Raw genomic sequence first — 17,781 nt, forward strand, 5'->3', positions numbered from 1 at the left:
GAGGGAACACCGGAGCACGCACGATATGGTGGGTAATCGGGCTCGGGGTTACCTTACCGTTGCGGGACAGCGCCGGACTCGCACCGGCTTCCCCCATTTTGCGCGTCGCATCCGGGCTTCGCGCACCACATCGCTCTTTTGCTTGTTGCGCAGATTGTAGCAGAGGCCCTAGACTACGTCAATTTTGGTTTTGGCGGCTGAACCATATACAATATATCCACTTCATCTTCGATATAGTACGAGCCACGTAGCATCTCCACAAAAAAACGCAATATAGTTGTATCGCTATTGATCATAAAACCCCATAACATCTCAGGACGGCATCTTTATACTTCCTCTAGAACACATCCATCCGCAATCACAGGAAGCTATGGAAGTATCGCCAGACAACCGCCCGAGCACACCGATCAGCGCCGCCGCGCTGCTGCTTATGCTCCTGAGCGTCGCGCTCGCGCTGGGCGGCATGCGCGACGCCAGCATCGCCGCCGCATGCGGCGGCGCGGCGTGTGTGGGCATCCTGCTGTGGCGCAGCCGACGGCCCGCGTCGCCCAGCGACCTCGCCGACCTCGCCGCCGAGGGGATCGTGCGCTACCAGGGCGGCTGCATCACCGAGGCCAACCAGGCCATGGCCACGCTGTTTGGCTACCCGCACGACCAGCTGATCGGCATGCCCATCCAGCAGCTGATCGCCCCCGAAAACCGCGCAGGCACCCTGGCCCACCTCGACCGCGCCTACGCCCAGCCCTACGAGACCAGCGGCCTGCGCCACGACGGCACCCAATTCCCGCTTGAGCTGATCGTGCGCCAGGCCAGCCAGGGGCAAGCGATCAGCTACGCGGTCTGCTTCCGCGATATCTCGGCCCACAAGCTGATCGAGGAGTCGCTGCGATCGAGCGAGATGCGCTCGCGGCAGGTGACCGAGGGCATGAGCGATGTGATCTGGGTCTGCAACCCCGACCTGAGCCAGTGCATCTATGTCAACCCCGCCTTCAGCCAGGTGTGGGGGCGCAGCACCAGCGATCTCTACGAGCGGCCCAGCCTGCTGTTCGAGAGCATCTACCCGCTCGACCTCGAGCAGGCCACCCCGATCGAAAGCGCCAGCGACAACACGCTCTACGAGGGCGAGTACCGGATCGTGCGCCCCGACGGCAGCATGCGCTGGATCGAGACGCAGAGCTTCACCGCGCGCAACAGCGCCAACGAGATCTACCGGATCATCGGCGTCGCGAAGGACATCACGCGGCGCAAGCGGGCCGAGGCCGCGCTGCACGAGAACGAGATGGCCATGCGCGCGCTCTACGAGATCGCCGCCAGCCCGAACCTCACCTTCGCCCAGCGGGTGGAGGCGTTTCTGAAGATGGGCTGCGAGCACTTCGCCATGCCCACCGGCATCTTCTCGCAGATCGAGGGCGATCAGTATCGGATCGTCGGCAGCTATAGCAGCGAAGATGGGGTGGCGCTCCGCCCCGGCGATACCCTAGTCACCCACGAGGTCTACTGCAGCGCCACTATCAGCCAGGTAGCCCTGGTCGCCATCGAGCACGCTGGTAGGTCGGCCTGGCGCGATCACCCGTGCTACGCCCGCTACCAGACCGAGTCCTACCTTGGTGCGCCAGTGGTAGTGCATGGCCAGATCTACGGCACCCTCTGCTTCTCGAACCAGGCACCCCACACCAGCCATTTTAGCGAGAATCAAAAGGATGTGCTGCGCCTGATGGCCCAGTGGCTCAGCAGCGAGATCGAGCGACAGGAATCTGCCGACACCCTGAAGCGCCAGTACCGCGCGGTGCGCCGCACCCAGAGCGAGCTGCGCGCTGTGTTCGACGCCACCAACGACGGCATGGCCCTGATCTCGCCCGAGGGCTGGGTGCTCTCCACCAACCGCCGCTTCGGCGAGCTGTTCGCCAACAGCCGCGAAGCCGAAAGCGCCCAGCCGGGCGAGATCCTAAGCATCAGCGACTTCTCGGCGCGCTACGCCACGCTGGCCGCCAACCAGGGCCAGCACTTCCACGAGATCATCGCCCAGCCGGGGCCGCCCGCGCGCGAGCTGGCGCTCACCTCGATGCCAGTGCATAGCCAAGAGGGCTATATCGGACGGCTGTATGTGGTGCGCGATGTGACCGACGAGCGCGCGATCGACCGCATGAAATCCGACTTTGTGGCCATGGTATCCCACGAGCTGCGCACCCCGCTCACCTCGATCAAGGGCTATATCGACATCCTGCTGGAGCAGGAGCTGCCCGACCCCATGCGGCGCGAGTTTCTGCAGATCGTCAGCTCCAACACCGATCGGCTCATGGCCCTGATCAGCGATCTGCTCGATGTGGCGCGGATCGAGGAAGGGGCGATCGAGCTCATCTTCCGCCGCCACCAGCTCTCGCCGATCATCCGCAATGTGGTGAACCTGCTGCAGCCGCAGATCGACGCCAAGCAGCAGAAGCTGCTCGTCGACATCAGCAGCAACCTGCCCAGCATCCGCTGCGACGCCGACCGCGTGATCCAGATTCTCACCAACCTGATCTCGAACGCCCATAAGTACACCCCAGCGGGCGGCGCGATCACGCTGCAGGCCTGGCATAGCCCCGAGTATATCCACATCAGCATCATCGACAACGGCATCGGTATCGCCAAAGAAGACCAGGCCCGGCTGTTCAACAAGTTCTTCCGCGCCAAAAACCGTGCGAAGCAGGCGGTCGGCACCGGCCTGGGGCTGGCCATCAGCCAGAGGCTCGCCCAGATGCACGGCGGCAGCATCACCGTCGAGAGCATGCTCGATGTCGGCTCCACCTTCACGCTCATGCTGCCGATCCATCACGGATCGCAGCCCTAGCACTACCAAGGAACTAGCTGTATGCATACGTACACCCACGAAATCCCATCCGGGCATGGGCTCTCGGCCCTAGTCGTCGACGACGACCCCGATATCAACCGCCTGATCCTGGCGCGGCTCAGCGTACTTGGCTTCACCATCACCGCCGCGCCCAACGGCGAGGTTGCCCTGCGGCTGATGGCCGACAAGCCCGCCGATCTGGTGTTCTTGGATGTCGCCCTGCCGGGGATCAGCGGGCTAGAGGTGCTCGACAGCATCCGCAGCAGCGGCTACGACACCGCCGTGATCATGACCACCGCCTACGGCTCTGAGCGGGTGGCGATCGACGCGCTGCGACGCGGGGCCGACGACTACCTGCGCAAGCCCTTCGAGCCGATCGAGTTCAAAGCGGTGCTGCGACGCACCACCGCCCGACTGCTGCTCAACCGCCAGAACACCATGCTGCACCACCAGCTGGAGGAGAAGAGCGCCCAGCTTGAGCAGGAACTGGCCAACGCCGCCAAGGTCCAGTCCGACCTTCTGCCCCGCTCCATGCCGATCATCCCAGGGTTCGAGCTGGCCGCCGAGTGCGTGCCCGCCCGCGAGGTCGGCGGCGACTTCTACGACTGGCGGCAGCCGAGCGCCGACACCACCGCGTTCTGGCTCTGCGATGTGATGGGGAAGGGCATGTCGGCGGCGCTCCTGATGGCCACGGTGCGGGCTGTCATGCGGGCGGTGGTGCGACACAGCACGCCCAGCGAGGCCATGCAGTACGTCACCGCCGCGCTCGATGACGACTTCGACCGCACCAGCCGCTTCGTGACGCTCTTTCTCGGCCAGCTGCATGGCCCAACGCGCCAGCTCCGCTATGTGGATGCGGGCCACGGCCACGTGTTCCTGCGCAGGGCCAGCGGAAAGATCGAGATGCTGAGCGAGCGCGGCATGCCGGTTGGGGTGATGCCCAACACCGTCTATGGCGAGGGCAGCATCACCTTCAGCCCCGGCGACGCGCTGCTGGTCTACAGCGATGGCGTGATCGACGCCCGACCCGAGCTGGAGCTGACGCCGAAGACGCTGGCCAGACACCTCGACGGCGCAGGCAGCGCCTGGGCCATGGTTGACCGCATCGTTGGGCTGCTTAGCCCTATCGGCGTCCCACCCGATGACTTCACCATTATGGCCCTTCGCTGCCTGGAGTAAGGCGGCACATTTCAGGGGCTGCAATGCAGCTCATCTACATTGGCCGAGTGGATGACCGAGAAGCCGAACCATGGGCTTCTGCTAACGCTAAACATGGCTACCAATGAGGAGGTGACCTGTGCATATCGATGTGAGCAACGATAATACGAGGCTGAGCATCTTGCAGCTCAGAGGGCGGCTTGACATGCTCAGCTCGGGGCAGCTGCGGCAGGCAGTGCAGGCACAGATCGACACAGGCAAGCAGCAGATTCTCATCGACCTTGGGGAGATCTACTTTGTTGATAGCTCGGGGCTGGGGTCGCTCATCGGGTGCCTGAAGGCGGCGCGAAATGTGGGCGGCGATCTGCGGATCGCCCGGCCAGATAAGCAAGTGAGATCCCTACTGCACCTCACCACACTCGACCTCACGCTTACGCCCTACGCCAGTGTGGAGGAGGCCATACAGTCCTTCGGCAAAGCTGGGTAGCAGAAGCTGGCCCCCAGTGCGCATGCGCCGGGGGCCAGCTTCTGCTACTCCCCACGCGAGATCTGCAGCACGCTGGACTGGTTGATCTGCTGGAGCCGCGCGACCATCTCTAGGCAGGCGCGGGTGTTGTGGTAGGGGCACTTCCAGAAGCTCACCTTGGCCTCGTCGCGCAGCGGCTCGCCCTCCGGCGTCACCGCCTTGAACCACTCGCCGCCAGCACGGTCCACCAGCCGCTGCTCGATAAACTCCCAGCAGCGCAGCGCCGCCTCAAGAAAGTGCGGCTCGCCCGAGGCGCAGTAGGCCCGCAGGAAGCCGACCACCGCCTCGGTCTGCGGCCACCACTCGCGCTGCGCCTGCACGATATTCCCCTGCCAGTCGGACTCGTAGGGCAGCGCGCCATCGCCGCCCAGGCCCTGCGCGTACACCGCGTCAGCCATGGCCAGCGCCAGCGGCTCGACCCGGGCCAGCAGCGCGCGGTCGCCCAGCTCGTGGGCGGCATCCAGCAGCAGCCAGCTGGCCTCGATGTCGTGGCCAAACGACAGCGGCCCCGGCAACGGCGTAAAGTCGTTCGTGAAGAAGTGGCGCGCGTGTGCGCTATCGCGGTCGATCATGCGCGACGCGATCAGGTCGATCAGCGCGGCGAGGCGGGTGCGCAGCTCGGGGCTGTTCCAGCTGCGCAGCAGGTTGGCGTAGGCCTCAAGCACATGCAGGTGGGTGTTGAAGGTCTTCTCGGCGCTAGCCGAAGCCGCATCCAGCGCGGCCTGGTGGGGCTGCCAGTCAGCGGCGCAGGCCTCGCGGTAGCCGCCGTGCAGCGCATCGCTAGCGTGGGCCTCGATCAGGCGGTGCAGCGCGATAGCGCGATCGAGCGCGTAGCGCGAGCCGGTGGCCAGCGCGTACTCGGCCAGCGCGTAGATGCCATAGGCCTGCACAAAGATCTGCTTGTGCGGCTGCAACGGCTCGCCGGTCGGGCTGACCGCCCAGTACAGACCGCCGTGGGCATGGTCCCAGAAGCGGTCGATCAGGTCGGCATAGGCCATCTGCGCCATCACGAGGTACTCGGCCTCCTGGTAGCGGCGGTAGGCCGCCGCGTAGGCCCACAGGATGCGGGTGGTGAGCAGCGCGCCTTTGGGGGCCTCCAGATCGACATGGAGATCATTCGAGATACCGCCATAGAAGCCGCCTCGCTCCATGTCAACCGTATGCTGAATCCAGAAGGGCAGGATGTTGCCCCGCAGCTCGCGCTCGGCCCTGAGCGCGTAGGTGTGTAGCTGTATCGTGTCGATCATAAAAGGTACGACCCCTGGCGCTTATCGCGCCCACGTTCATGGCCGCTGGAAGCCATAGATGTGACATATACCCATAAGGAAAAAATAGTGCGCAGGCCGGGGTGATCGGTCGAGATCACCCCGGCCTGCCAGAAGGGGCAGCGGTCAGGCGCGGCTGGGCCGCGCCTGACCAAGCGTGCGACTACGAGAGGGTCACATGCACCGCGACCTCGGTGCGACCGTCGGTGGGCAGCGGCACCACGTTGCCGCTCACCGTCTGGCCATCCACCGAGAGCGCCACTGTGTTGCCCTTGCCAGCGCGCTCCACCACGATGCGGTAGGTCACGCCGCGGAACACGCGGGTGATCGAGAAGCCCGGCCAATCGCTGGGGATCACCGGCGAGATCTCCAGGCCGGTGTAGGTGGGGTGCACACCCAGAATGGCCTGCGTGATCGCCACATAGTTCCAGGCCGCCGTGCCGGTGAGCCACGAGTTCTTGGCCTCGCCGTGGGTCGGCGCGTCGCTGCCTGCGATCATCTGCGCGTATACGTACGGCTCACAGCGGTGCAGGTCGCCGATCTCCTCGCGGGCCGAGGGGTTGATCCGCGAGTAGTAGTCGTGGGCGCGGTCGCCGTTGCCCACCTTGGTCTCGGCCACGATCACCCAGGGGTTGTTGTGGCAGAAGATACCGGCGTTCTCCTTGTAGCCGGGCGGGTACGAGGAGATCTCGCCGTACTCTAGGTAGTAGCGGGTGTAGGCGGGCTGCAGGATGACGATGCCGTGCTTTGTGGCCAGGCGCTGGTTCACCGAGTCGAGCGCCTTCTTGGCGATCCCATCCTCCAGGCCGATACCGGCCAGCACACAGAAGCCCTGCGGCTCGATGTAGATCTGGCCCTCGGCGTTCTCGTGCGAGCCGATCTTCTGGCCAGCGTCGTCGTAGGCGCGGATGAACCACTCGCCATCCCAGCCGTGGGCGTGGACAGTCTCGTCCATCTTGGCGGCCTCGGCCAGATAGGCGGCGGCCTCGTCGGCCAGGCCGCGCTGCTCGGCGATACCCGCAAGCTCCTTGGCGGCCAGCACAAACATACCGGCGATGAACACCGACTCGGCGACCTTGCCCTCTTTGTTGGTGGTGGTCTGGAAGGACTGGCCCGGGGTGTCCGAGAAGCAGTTCAGGTTCAGGCAGTCGTTCCAGTCGGCGCGGCCAATCAGCGGCAGGCCGTGCGGTCCAAGCCGGTCGGTGGTGTAGCGCAGGCTGCGCTGCAGGTGCTCGTAGAGCGGCGTCTCCGAGCCGGGCTGGTTGTCGTAGGGCACCAGCTCATCTAGGATGCTCCAGTCGCCGGTCTCCTTCAGGTAGGCCGCCACGCCCAGGATGAGCCACAGCGGGTCGTCGTTGAAGTTGCCGCCGATGTCGTTGTTGCCGCGCTTAGTCAGCGGCTGGTACTGGTGGTACGCGCCACCCGACTCCAGCTGGGTGGCCGCGATGTCCAGCACGCGCTCGCGGGCGCGCTCGGGCACCATGTGCACGAAGCCTAGCAGATCCTGGTTCGAGTCGCGGAATCCCAGGCCGCGGCCAATGCCCGACTCGTAGAACGAGGCCGAGCGCGACATGTTGAAGGTGGCCATGCACTGGTAGGCGTTCCAGATGTTCACCATGCGGTTGGTGTGCACGTCGGGCGTGCTGGCCTGGTACAGGCCCAGCAGCTTGTCCCAGTAGGCGCGCAGGGCCGCGAAGGCCGCATCCGCCGCGCTGGCATCCAGGTACTTGGCGATGGTGGGCTTCACCGTGCGCTTGTTGACCGTCTGCGACGTGGGCGGGTCGAACTTCTGGTCGCGCGGGTTCTCGTGGTAGCCCAGCACGAAGGTGACGGTGCGCAACTCGCCGGGGGCCAGCTCCAGCTTCACGTGGTGCGAGCCGATCGGCGCCCAGCCGTGGGCGATCGAGTCGCGCGACTCGCCGCTGGCCACGACGGTGGGGCGGTCCCAGCCGCGGTACGCGCCCAGGAACGACTCGCGCTGGGTGTCGAAGCCCGCCAGCTGCTCCGAGCAGGCGAAGTAGGCGAAGTGGTCGCGCCGCTCGCGGTACTCGGTCTTGTGGTAGATCACGCCATCCTCAACCTCCACCTGGCCGGTGCTGAAGTTGCGCTGGAAGTTGGTGGCGTCGTCCTGAGCGTCCCATAGACAGAACTCGATCGAGGAGAACAGCGAGAGCGCGGCCTTCTGGCTGCGCTGGTTGGTCACCGTGATCTGCCAGATCTCCAGGTTCTCGCCCAGCGGCACAAAGTAGCGGGTCGAGGCCTTGATGCCCTGGTAGGTCGAGCCGATGATCGTGTAGCCCATGCCATGGCGACACGTGTAATCTTCAAGCTCGTTCTGGGTCGGCTGCCACGAGGGCGACCAGAAGCTGCCCGAGGCGTTGTCGCGCAGGTACAGATAGCGACCGCCCGTGTCGAAGGGCACATTGTTGTAGCGGTAGCGGGTCAGGCGGCGAAGGCGGGCGTCGCGGTAGAACGAGTAGCCGCCCGCCGTATTGGAGATCAGACCAAAGTACGACTCGCAGCCCAGGTAGTTGATCCAGGGCAGCGGCGTATCGGGCTGCGTAATCACGTATTCGCGCTGCTCGTCATCGAAAAAGCCATAGCGCATAGACCGAATCTCCTTGATTCACTACATACCCACACCAATCGTAGGGGGATAAAGCTGTGTGGATCTACAGATAATAAGCCGCTTTACCCCACGGCGCAGCACGCCACAGCGCAGCGCCGATTAAACCACAAGACCTCCAGAAACGCAATTTACCCGCACTGGGCCTCGTGCGTGCCCACAGCGCCCGCAGCGACAACAAAAAAGTTCGCATCTGAATGCGCTATAGACCACTCTCTATTAAAACATAGGGCATGTGGGCGGGGAAGTGCTCTTGCGATATAGCCAGCGATACCAAAGTGATATATCACCAGCTTGTGCGAACACGCACAAGCTGGTGATGTATCGATGCCGGGTATGCCTCGTGCCGCCAGAGCTATGCCCGCTCAACGCGCAGGGGGATGGGCGTAGCTGCCCATCCCCCTGGAAAGATCGCGCTGGGTCGCCTAGCCCGCCCCGCCGCGCGATCCGGCGCGCAGCAGCAGCAGCGCGCCCACCGCCACCAGCCAGATCGCCCAGACCATGTAGCTCACCGCATTGATCGGGCCTGCGGCGCTCCACCCGGCTGGCTCAAGCAGGCCGACAAGCACCCCTCCGGCGCACGCCGCCCCCAGCCAGCCCAGCCACGCTGGTATCAGCCGCGTGCGGCCAAGCGCCCCGGCGATCAGCACCGTCCACAGGCCGGTGAACAGATAGCCCAGGTGCTCACCAATGGCCATGCCAGCGTAGCGGTTGAACACGTCAAAGATCAGCGCCGCCATATCGCGCTGGGCCGCCGTCGCCGCCGGGTCCAGGTACGATCCAGCCAGCGAGGGCACTAGGAAGCTCCAGCGCAGGAAGCCGAGGCCTTGGACAAGCCCGGCCAGCACACCCAGCACCGAGGCCAGCCCGAGGTACCAGGGCGGCTGGCGCTCGGCCAGGGCGGTGTGCAGCAGCACCACCACCGGGATGAACAGCAGCGCCGTGAGCGTGAGCGTGTACCAGATCGCGATCAGGCGCGGGCCGCCAGCCTGAAATTGCACAAACACCGCCGACACAGGCTGCCGCAGGATCGCCGGATAGTCGAACAGCACCTGTAGCAGCGTAAAGCAGACCATAAACAACATCGGGATGCCGATCAGCAGCACGCCGGTTATGCGCTGGATAGACAGCTTCTCCATTCGCCTCTCCTTATTGATCAATCAATATGCTAGCGGATAATCAGCGGGCTAAGCACCTGCATCATCAGCTCCACGCCGTAGGCAAGCTGGGCCTCATCGACCGCGCGGCCGCTCACCTCCAAGTTTGGCAGCCAGAACTCGGTGACGATCCAGCAGAGCTCGGCCACGCGGCCGAGCTCCTGCGGGTCGGCGGGCGAGCGCAGCACCCCCGCCGCCACAAACGCCGCGAAGAGCTGCTCGAAGCCCTGGTAGCCGCGCTGGCGCACCGCCATATAGGCCTCGTGCAGGGCCGCGTCGCGCCGCAGCAGCACGATCAGCTCGCGGTACACAAAGCGGTACTGCCACAGCCCCGCGAAGTTGGCCTGCACCAGCCGCCGCAGGTCGGCCAGGGTGGGCGGTAGGCCGTCGGGCAGATCGTAGATCTGATCCCACATCCCAAACAGGCGCTCGCAGATGATCGCGCGGATGATCGCATCCTTGTTGCGAAAGTGGTAGTACAGGTTGCCTGGGCTGATCCCCAGCTGGCTGGCGATATGGTTGGTCGACACTGGCGCGGTGCCCTGCTCGTTGAAAAGCTCAAGCGCTACATCCAGAATTCGCTCGCGTGTGGCCATAGTCTCCTCGACAAAATAGAGTATTTACTCTAAAATAGAGAGTAGAGCATTTACTCTAATCTGTCAAGAGGAGCAACCCTATGAGCGCAGAGCTCCATGTCATCTTTGGAACCGGGCCGCTGGGGCACTGGACTGCCAAGACGCTGCTGGCCCTAGGCAGGCGCGTGCGCATGGTCAACCGCAGCGGCACAAGCGCCGCCGCACCCGCCGGGGCCGAGCTTGCCCAGGGCGACGCCTACGACCAAACCAGCGTGCGCCAGCTGACCGCAGGGGCTACGGCAGTCTACCAGTGCGCCCAGCCACCCTACCACCAGTGGGAGGGCAACTTCCCGCGCCTGCAGCAGCGCATCCTGGAGGGCGCGGCTGCAGCGGGAGCCAAGCTGATCGTGGCCGAGAATCTCTACGCCTACGGCGAGCCTGCGGGCAAGGCCTTCACCGAGCAGACGCCCTACGCCGCCCACACCAAGAAGGGCCGCATCCGCCAGGCCATGACCGAGGCGTTATTTGCCGCCCACCGGCGCGGCGATCTGCGCGTGGCCAGCGCGCGCGGCTCCGATTTCTTCGGGCCACACGACCAGATCTCGCACCAGATGATCTTTCAGCCCGCGCTGCGCGGCAGGCGGCTGACCATGCTGGGCAGGCTCGATCAGCCGCACACCTTCACCTATGTGGCCGACTTCGGCAGGGCGCTGGCCACCCTGGGCACCGACGACCGGGGCCTGGGCCGCCCCTGGCATGTGCCGAGCGCCCCGCCCGTCACCCAGGCTCAGCTGGCGGCGCTGCTGGCCGAGCTGCTGGGGCGGCCCGTGCGGGCCAGCGGCGCGGGGGCGCTGCTGCTGCGGCTGGTGGACCTGGCCAGCCCAGCCGTGGCCGAGAGCGTCGAGATGCTCTACGAGTGGAGCCAGCCATTTGTGATGGACAGCCGCGACTTCAGCCAGACCTTCGGCAGCCAGCCGACGCCGCTGCGCGATGCGCTGGGCGAAAGCCTGGCGTGGAGCCGCGCCCAGCTCGGGCGGTAGCACCCCAGGCCCCGCATGCCAGCTCGTGCGGGGCTATCGCTCCCCATATGGCCCCGCTCCGGTGAGCATTTCGAAACCATAGCGCAGCCTGAGACTAAAAATTTTAATTAAAAGACACTTGACCATTTAGATCGCTTGATCTATAATTATTCCTACAGGGGCCAGAAACTTTCATAGGCATAGATGCACAGACAGAAGCGTTTTTAGGCATTCACAATGGCTAAAACGATATCTATTCTTATGAAAAGTCCGGATCATTTCGATCACGGTTCCGAAGGAGGTTGTCTTAAAACTTTAGATAAAATTTCACGCATCGGCAGTAGCCTTCTGGAACCAGCCTCGGATCATCGGCAGGGCTTGCGTCACCGCACCAGAACCAGCAAAGCACCGACATTTTCATCAGATCAAAGGCGAGCAACGACCTGCGCTATACTATGGTTCAATTTTTACGACCAATGATACAGAAGGACGATCGTATGGCGCGACGGATCACGCTTGAGGAGATCGCGCGGGAAAGTGGTGTCTCGCTTGCGACAGTTTCTCTGGTGCTGCGCGACAAGCCCGGCGTCAACGCCGAGACCCGCCGCCGCGTGCTGGAGACGGCACGCGACCTAGGGTATCGCAAGAAACGCTCGACCGAGCAGGCCAGCCAGAAGGACATCCAGCAGATCGGGGTGATCATGAAGGCGCGAGCCGATGACATCCCGCAGTCGAACCCCTTCTACAGCCCTGTGCTGGCAGGCATCGAATATGTCTGCCGCAAGCAGCATATCAACCTGCTCTACGCCACGGTGCCGGTGGATGCCGAGAACCACGTGGCCGAGCTGCCGCGAATCCTGCAGGAGCAGGCGCTAGACGGCATGCTGCTGGTGGGTACCTTTGTCGACACCACGCTGGCCCAGATCATCCACAACGATGCCCAGCCGATCGTGCTGGTCGATGCCTACATCGCCGAGAACGGCTACGACTCGGTGATCACCGACAACTTCGCCGGTGCCTACCAGGCGGTATCGTACCTGATCGACAAGGGCCACCGCGACATCGGGCTGGTGGCCAGCCTGCCGCATTCCTACCCGAGTATCTCCGAGCGACGGCGGGGCTACATCCAGGCGCTCGCCGATCGAGGCATCGCCGCATGCTACTTCGCCGACAGCCACCTGCGCCGCGCCGACGCAGCCGAGGCCACGCTCCAGCTGCTCGAAGACTCGCCCCACATCACTGCGCTATTCTGCTGCAACGATGATACGGCGATCGGCGTGCTTCAGGCCCTGCAGTCCGCTGGAAGGCGTGTGCCCGAAGATATCTCGCTTATTGGCTTTGATGATACTGACCCCGCAGCATATGTCGTACCAGCCTTGACGACCATGCAGGTGGACAAAGTCGGCCTCGGGCGCATCGCAGTGCAGCTGCTGATGAACCGCATCGAGATGACGGACGCTGGCCTAGTGACATCGGTCATCCGCCCGCTGCTGATCGAACGGCAGTCGGTGCAGGGGCCTCGCCCTGCCTAGCGCCCGATATGCCGCTGAAGGCTGCCCTGCCGCTATCGCTGGTGCCCAGTGCGCGCACATCTCTACTTCAATGAGGAGTACTACCACAATGGTGACGACCACAACCACAGAACCGACCATCCTCGGCAGCGCACTGCCCAACATCCCCTGGCAGGAACGCCCGGCTGGCTGCAGCGACGTGGTATGGCGCTACGACGCCAACCCGATCATCCCGCGCAACGCCACCCCCACATCCAACAGCGTGTTCAACAGCGCCGTGGTGCCCTTCGAGGGCGGCTTCGCCGGCGTGTTCCGCTGCGACAACCGCAACCGCGACATGAACCTGCACCGCGGCTTCAGCAAGGATGGCATCAGCTGGGAGCTGGACCCCACCCCGATCACCTTCGAGGGCGACCCCGAGGTGACGCAGCTGGTCTACCGCTACGACCCGCGCGTGACCTGGCTGGAGGATCGCTACTACATCTCGTGGTGCAACGGCTACCACGGCCCGACGATCGGCGTGGGCTACACCTACGACTTCAAGACCTTCCACCAGCTTGAGAACGCCTTCCTGCCCTACAACCGCAACGGCGTGATCTTCCCGCGCAAGATCAACGGCAACTACGCCATGTATAGCCGCCCGAGCGACACTGGCCACACGCCGTTCGGCGACATCTTCTACAGCGAGAGCCCCGACATGACCTACTGGGGCAAGCACCGCTGGGTGCTCGGCCCCAAGGGCGGCTGGCAGGCCACCAAGACCGGCGCTGGCCCGACGCCGATCGAGACCAAGGATGGCTGGCTGCTGTTCTACCATGGCGTGCTGAACTCGTGCAACGGCTTCGTCTACAGCTTTGGCGCGGCCCTGCTCGACATCGACCAGCCCTGGAAGGTGCTGCACCGCACCGCGCCCTACCTGCTCTCGCCGCAGACGCTGTACGAGTGCGTGGGCGATGTGCCCAATGTGGCCTTCCCCTGCGCCGCGCTGGTGGATGCGCCCACAGGCCGCATCGCGCTCTACTACGGCGCTGCCGACACCGTCACCGGCCTGGCCTTCTGCCAGGTGGATGAGGTGATCGACTTCATCAAGTCAAACTCGCTCTAGTCGCTCTCGCGCAGCCCCGCTCACCCCAGCGGGGCTGAACACGCTCCGTAGCCTTATCAACTCCTACACATACAGTGCTGTACTATCCGCATGTCTCGGAAGGAGTGGCCGATCAATGGTGAATCGACTCGTACGTGTCGGAAGCGTCATCGCTGCACTTCTCTTCTCCCTTCAGGCCTTCGCCGCGCCGACGGCGGCCCAAACCACCAGCCCTGCCCAGCAGGGCTTTGTCACCCGATCCGGCTCGAAGCTGCTACTGAACGGCAAGACGTTCCGCTTCGCAGGCAGCAACAACTACTACTTGGTCTACCAGTCGCAGGCCATGGCCGACGACGTGCTGGAGAAGGCCGCCGCCAATGGCTACCAGGTGATGCGGCTCTGGGGCTCGATCGACATCGGCAACCAGGATGACAGCAACTCGATCAACGGCAAGGCCAACGGCATCTACTTCCAGTACTTCGACCCCGCCACCGGCCAGCCCGCCTACAACGACGGCGCGGATGGGCTGCAGCGGCTCGACTATGTGCTGGCCAAGGCCCAGTCGCTCGGCCTGAAGGTGGTCATCCCCTTCGTGAACAACTGGAACAACTTCGGCGGCATGGATCAGTATGTGCGCTGGAAGGGCGGCCAGTACCACGACGAGTTCTACACCGACCCAACGATCCGCGCGTGGTACAAGGGCTGGATCAGCCACCTGCTGAACCGCACCAACAGCATCACCGGCGTGCAGTACAAGAACGACCCAACGATCATGACGTGGGAGCTGGGCAACGAGCCGCGCTGCAAGTCGGCGGGCGTCTACCCCCAGTCCGATACCTGCACCACCCAGACGATCACCGACTGGGCCGATGAGATGTCCACCTACATCAAGACCATCGACCAGAACCACCTGGTGAGCGTGGGCGACGAGGGCTTCTACTGCGACCCCAACGCGGCCAACTGGATCGACCGCTGCGGCGAGGGCGTGGACACCCTGGCCCTGACCGCGCTGCCCAACATCGACGTGATGTCGCTGCACCTCTACCCCGAGGGCTGGGGCCAGACCACCGAGTGGGCCACCGAGTTTCTGGTGAAGCACGTGAAGGACGCCCGCAAGCTCAAGAAGCCGGTGATGCTGGGCGAGTTCGGCCTGACCAACAAGGCCACGCGCAACCCGATCTACCAGACATGGACCGACGAGTTCTACAAGGCGGGCGGCAACGGCGCGCTGTTCTGGATGCTGGCCGGCACGCAGGATAACGGCACGCTCTACCCCGACTACGACGGACACAACATCTACTGCCCCAGCCCGATCTGCACCACCATCGCCAACTTCGCCAAGAAGATGGGAGGCAAGGCCACGACCTTCCCGCCGGTGGCCGACGACGATCTGGCCGAGACCGCGTTTGGCACGCCGGTGTCGATCACGCCGCTGGGCAACGACATCCGCTACGGCGGCGCGACGATCAGCTACAAGTCGCTGGACCTTGACCCGGCCACCGCCGGGCGGCAGACCAGCTACGCCAGCGGCAGCGGCAGCTTCGTGCTGCAGATCGACGGCACCATCCTGTTCACGCCCGCCAGCGGCTTCTCGGGCAAGGCCAAGGCCAGCTACACCATCAAGGACAGCAGCGCCCGGCTCTCGAACGTGGCCACCATCCTGATCACGGTGAAGCCCGACCCCAACGGCGCGCTCACGCTGTTCTCGTTCGAGGATGGCACCGAGTCGTGGGGGCCAGCCAGCTGGCAGGCCAGCGCGGGCAGCGTGGCCCAGACCAGCAGCTTCGTCACCCATGGCAGCTACGGCCTGCACATCAGCGCCAATGAGGACGCATGGTTCGGCCTGCAGACCAGCGAGCTGGTGAACCTAACCGGCAAGACCGAGCTGAAGTACGACATCCAGACCGGCGACACCGGCGTCTCATCCAGCGTGGCGCTCCAGCTGGGCGACAGCTGGGACTGGTGCCAGGGGCCGTGGAACTGGGTCAATAGCGGCACCAGCACCACCGTCACCCTCGACCTAACCGCCCTAACATGCACCTCGGGCGGCGCGCCCAACCTGAGCCAGCTGCGCGCCTTCTACATCTACTTCGGCGCTGGCCAGTACGACATCGACAACATCCGCGCCCAGTAGCGCGGCGCAGCCGCCGCACCGCGCATGGACGCATGCGTGGTGCGGCGGCTACGAGCACGTGTATGAAAAGAAAACCGCAAAAAGCTGGCAAGATCACGATTCTCAACCATTTTCCAGTTGCAGAGCAAAGAAACTACATCTATTATTTGTTGTGTTCATTTCGCTATTATTGACACTACCTTGGATGAATAGGGATACGATTATGATAACAGCAGACGCCTCGACGATCCTCCCTCAACTTCAACAGGCCCGCGTGCAGATCGAGCAGGAGCTGCTTGGCAATATTCTGCCGTTCTGGATCGAGCACACCTGCGACGAGGAGCACGGTGGCTTCTACGGCGCGCTCAGCAACGATCTGGTGGTGCATAACGAGTACCCGCGCTCGGCGGTGGTCTGCGCGCGCATCCTGTGGACCTACGCGGCGGCCTACCGCGCCTACGGCAAGGACGAGTACCGCACCATGGCCCAGCGCGCCTACGAGTACCTAAAAAGCGCCTTCGTCGACCCGGTGTACGGCGGGGTCTACTGGCAGATCGACCAGGACGCCAAGCCGATCAGCCCGCGCAAGCACAGCTACGCCCAGTCGTTCGCGATCTATGGCCTGAGCGAGTACCACCGCGCCACCGGCGACGCCGAAAGCCTGGAGCTGGCCAAGCGCCTGTTCGAGCTGCTGGAGCAGCACGCCTACGAGCCGCACTACGGCGGCTACATCGAGGGCTGCGCCCACGACTGGGGCCTGCTGGACGACATGCGCCTGAGCGACCTGGAGCCAAACTGCCGCAAGTCGATGAACACTATGCTGCACGTGATGGAGGGCTACACCAACCTGCTACGCGTGTGGGACAGCCCGCTGCTGCGCCAGCGCGTGCACGAGATGGTCGAGATCTTCCTCAAGCAGATCATCGACCCGCAGACCTACCACTTCAAGCTGTTCTTCGACGACGCATGGAACGCATCCGGCCAGACCCGCTCCTACGGCCACGACATCGAGGGCAGCTGGCTGATCGTCGAGGCCGCCGAGGTGCTGGATGACCCCAAGCTGCTGGCCGCCAGCCGCAGCGCCTCGGTCGAGATGGCCTGGGCCGTCTACAGCCAGGGCATGGACAGCTCGGGCGGCGTGCTCTACGAGGGCCACGCCAGCGGCCCAGCCAGCACCGATAAGCACTGGTGGGCGCAGGCCGAGGCCATCGTGGGCTTCTACAACGCCTATCAGATCTCCGGCCACCCCCAGTTCGCCGAGGCCGCGCTGGCCTGCTGGGACTTCGTGCAGAAGTACTTTGTCGACCGCACCCACGGCGAGTGGTTCAAGGTGGTGAGCCGCGACGGCACACCGCACCTAGATCAGGTGAAGACCGGCCCGTGGGAGTGCCCCTACCACCACGGGCGCTTCTGCCTAGAGCTGCTGGCGCGCATCCCGGCCCAGTAGCAGTACACAAACGCCCCGCAGCAGGTCATACTGCTGCGGGGCGTTTGTGTACTGCTAGGGAACAAGGGAACGAATAACCACGAAGGCACGAAGAATTTTTACCACCAAGGCTCCAAGACACCAAGGGAATGAAGGGGGTAGAAAATAAGGAATAGGGATCAGTTACCCTACCCACCCGGCCCAGGCGGCGAAGGTGCTACTCGCGCAAACTGGCCATATGCACGAACACCAGCCGCCAGTTTGCAGCATAGGAACGCCCAAAATTGGGGGTTTGAAGGGAGCGATGCTCTCTCGCAGGGTTCACAGGGGCTGGCCCCTGTGCGCCGCCCGCGCAGGGCACACCCAGCATAAAAGCGGAAACACCATCATTGTTGCCACAACCGGTCGACCCAACTGCGCAACGCTGGAAGCATTGCCTACGGTTGGCCCGACCCCAAAACTACCGTGAATGGCATCTTGGTATCCGGTCG

At 64.1% G+C, this 17,781-nt stretch carries 12 protein-coding genes and 1 riboswitch; of the genes, 8 read left to right on the forward strand and 4 right to left on the reverse strand.

All coding sequences use genetic code 11. From position 1 onward, the window contains the following. Positions 1–9: 9 nt before the first annotated feature. Positions 10–145: riboswitch (cobalamin riboswitch) on the reverse strand. A gap of 225 nt (positions 146–370) precedes the next feature. The 3 genes from F8S13_00815 to F8S13_00825 all read left to right on the forward strand — a co-directional run bounded on the left by F8S13_00815 (position 371) and on the right by F8S13_00825 (position 4,475). Next, complete coding sequence (locus F8S13_00815) at positions 371–2,830, forward strand: PAS domain S-box protein (protein ID KAB8145660.1); 2,460 nt, start codon at positions 371–373, stop codon at positions 2,828–2,830. A 21-nt stretch (positions 2,831–2,851) separates the two neighbouring features. After that, entirely contained in the window at positions 2,852–4,009 is a 1,158-nt protein-coding gene (locus tag F8S13_00820) for a SpoIIE family protein phosphatase (protein ID KAB8145661.1), read from the forward strand. 184 nt (positions 4,010–4,193) lie between these two features. Continuing rightward, the gene (locus F8S13_00825) at positions 4,194–4,475 is read left to right on the forward strand and encodes an STAS domain-containing protein (protein KAB8146071.1); all 282 of its coding nucleotides are present in this window, start codon (positions 4,194–4,196) and stop codon (positions 4,473–4,475) included. A 44-nt stretch (positions 4,476–4,519) separates the two neighbouring features. Here the strand turns inward: F8S13_00825 and F8S13_00830 are convergent, their stop codons facing one another. From F8S13_00830 to F8S13_00845, 4 genes are all read right to left on the reverse strand, one after another. Then, positions 4,520–5,761, reverse strand: coding sequence for an N-acyl-D-glucosamine 2-epimerase (locus F8S13_00830; protein ID KAB8145662.1), 1,242 nt, complete (start codon positions 5,759–5,761; stop codon positions 4,520–4,522). Between the two features lie 181 nt (positions 5,762–5,942). Beyond that, a complete protein-coding gene (locus tag F8S13_00835) occupies positions 5,943–8,387 on the reverse strand; it encodes a glycosyl transferase (protein ID KAB8145663.1) in 2,445 nt (814 codons plus the stop codon). 443 nt (positions 8,388–8,830) lie between these two features. Beyond that, a complete protein-coding gene (locus tag F8S13_00840) occupies positions 8,831–9,544 on the reverse strand; it encodes a DUF4386 domain-containing protein (GenBank protein ID KAB8145664.1) in 714 nt (237 codons plus the stop codon). Positions 9,545–9,573: 29 nt separating this feature from the next. Then, the gene (locus F8S13_00845; protein ID KAB8145665.1) at positions 9,574–10,158 is read right to left on the reverse strand and encodes a TetR/AcrR family transcriptional regulator; all 585 of its coding nucleotides are present in this window, start codon (positions 10,156–10,158) and stop codon (positions 9,574–9,576) included. An 80-nt stretch (positions 10,159–10,238) separates the two neighbouring features. Here F8S13_00845 and F8S13_00850 point away from each other — a divergent pair, with 80 nt between their 5' ends. From F8S13_00850 to F8S13_00870, 5 genes are all read left to right on the forward strand, one after another. Then, positions 10,239–11,177: an NAD-dependent epimerase/dehydratase family protein gene (locus tag F8S13_00850; GenBank protein ID KAB8145666.1), complete on the forward strand. Its 939-nt coding sequence runs from the start codon at positions 10,239–10,241 to the stop codon at positions 11,175–11,177. Positions 11,178–11,611: 434 nt separating this feature from the next. Then, a complete protein-coding gene (locus F8S13_00855) occupies positions 11,612–12,688 on the forward strand; it encodes a LacI family transcriptional regulator (protein ID KAB8145667.1) in 1,077 nt (358 codons plus the stop codon). Positions 12,689–12,776: 88 nt separating this feature from the next. Beyond that, positions 12,777–13,772: a glycosidase gene (locus F8S13_00860; protein KAB8145668.1), complete on the forward strand. Its 996-nt coding sequence runs from the start codon at positions 12,777–12,779 to the stop codon at positions 13,770–13,772. A 115-nt stretch (positions 13,773–13,887) separates the two neighbouring features. Then, on the forward strand, positions 13,888–15,885 hold the full coding sequence (locus F8S13_00865) for a cellulase family glycosylhydrolase (protein ID KAB8145669.1): 1,998 nt from the start codon (positions 13,888–13,890) through the stop codon (positions 15,883–15,885). 202 nt (positions 15,886–16,087) lie between these two features. Beyond that, positions 16,088–17,311 carry an N-acyl-D-glucosamine 2-epimerase gene (locus F8S13_00870; GenBank protein KAB8145670.1) on the forward strand — a complete coding sequence of 408 codons (1,224 nt, stop codon included), beginning with the start codon at positions 16,088–16,090 and terminating at the stop codon, positions 17,309–17,311. Positions 17,312–17,781: the final 470 nt, after the last annotated feature.

This window comes from Chloroflexia bacterium SDU3-3 (assembly GCA_009268125.1).
GTDB lineage: Bacteria > Chloroflexota > Chloroflexia > Chloroflexales > Roseiflexaceae > SDU3-3.

What these genes read in the sequence shown, in the direction of transcription:
- F8S13_00860 (KAB8145668.1), top strand. Translation starts at nt 12,777, where the DNA reads ATGGTGACGACCACAACCACAGAACCGACCATCCTCGGCAGCGCACTG.
- F8S13_00840 (KAB8145664.1), bottom strand. Translation starts at nt 9,544, where the DNA reads ATGGAGAAGCTGTCTATCCAGCGCATAACCGGCGTGCTGCTGATCGGC.
- F8S13_00870 (KAB8145670.1), top strand. Translation starts at nt 16,088, where the DNA reads ATGATAACAGCAGACGCCTCGACGATCCTCCCTCAACTTCAACAGGCC.
- F8S13_00820 (KAB8145661.1), top strand. Translation starts at nt 2,852, where the DNA reads ATGCATACGTACACCCACGAAATCCCATCCGGGCATGGGCTCTCGGCC.
- F8S13_00850 (KAB8145666.1), top strand. Translation starts at nt 10,239, where the DNA reads ATGAGCGCAGAGCTCCATGTCATCTTTGGAACCGGGCCGCTGGGGCAC.
- F8S13_00830 (KAB8145662.1), bottom strand. Translation starts at nt 5,761, where the DNA reads ATGATCGACACGATACAGCTACACACCTACGCGCTCAGGGCCGAGCGC.
- F8S13_00865 (KAB8145669.1), top strand. Translation starts at nt 13,888, where the DNA reads ATGGTGAATCGACTCGTACGTGTCGGAAGCGTCATCGCTGCACTTCTC.
- F8S13_00855 (KAB8145667.1), top strand. Translation starts at nt 11,612, where the DNA reads ATGGTTCAATTTTTACGACCAATGATACAGAAGGACGATCGTATGGCG.
- F8S13_00845 (KAB8145665.1), bottom strand. Translation starts at nt 10,158, where the DNA reads ATGGCCACACGCGAGCGAATTCTGGATGTAGCGCTTGAGCTTTTCAAC.
- F8S13_00825 (KAB8146071.1), top strand. Translation starts at nt 4,194, where the DNA reads ATGCTCAGCTCGGGGCAGCTGCGGCAGGCAGTGCAGGCACAGATCGAC.
- F8S13_00835 (KAB8145663.1), bottom strand. Translation starts at nt 8,387, where the DNA reads ATGCGCTATGGCTTTTTCGATGACGAGCAGCGCGAATACGTGATTACG.
- F8S13_00815 (KAB8145660.1), top strand. Translation starts at nt 371, where the DNA reads ATGGAAGTATCGCCAGACAACCGCCCGAGCACACCGATCAGCGCCGCC.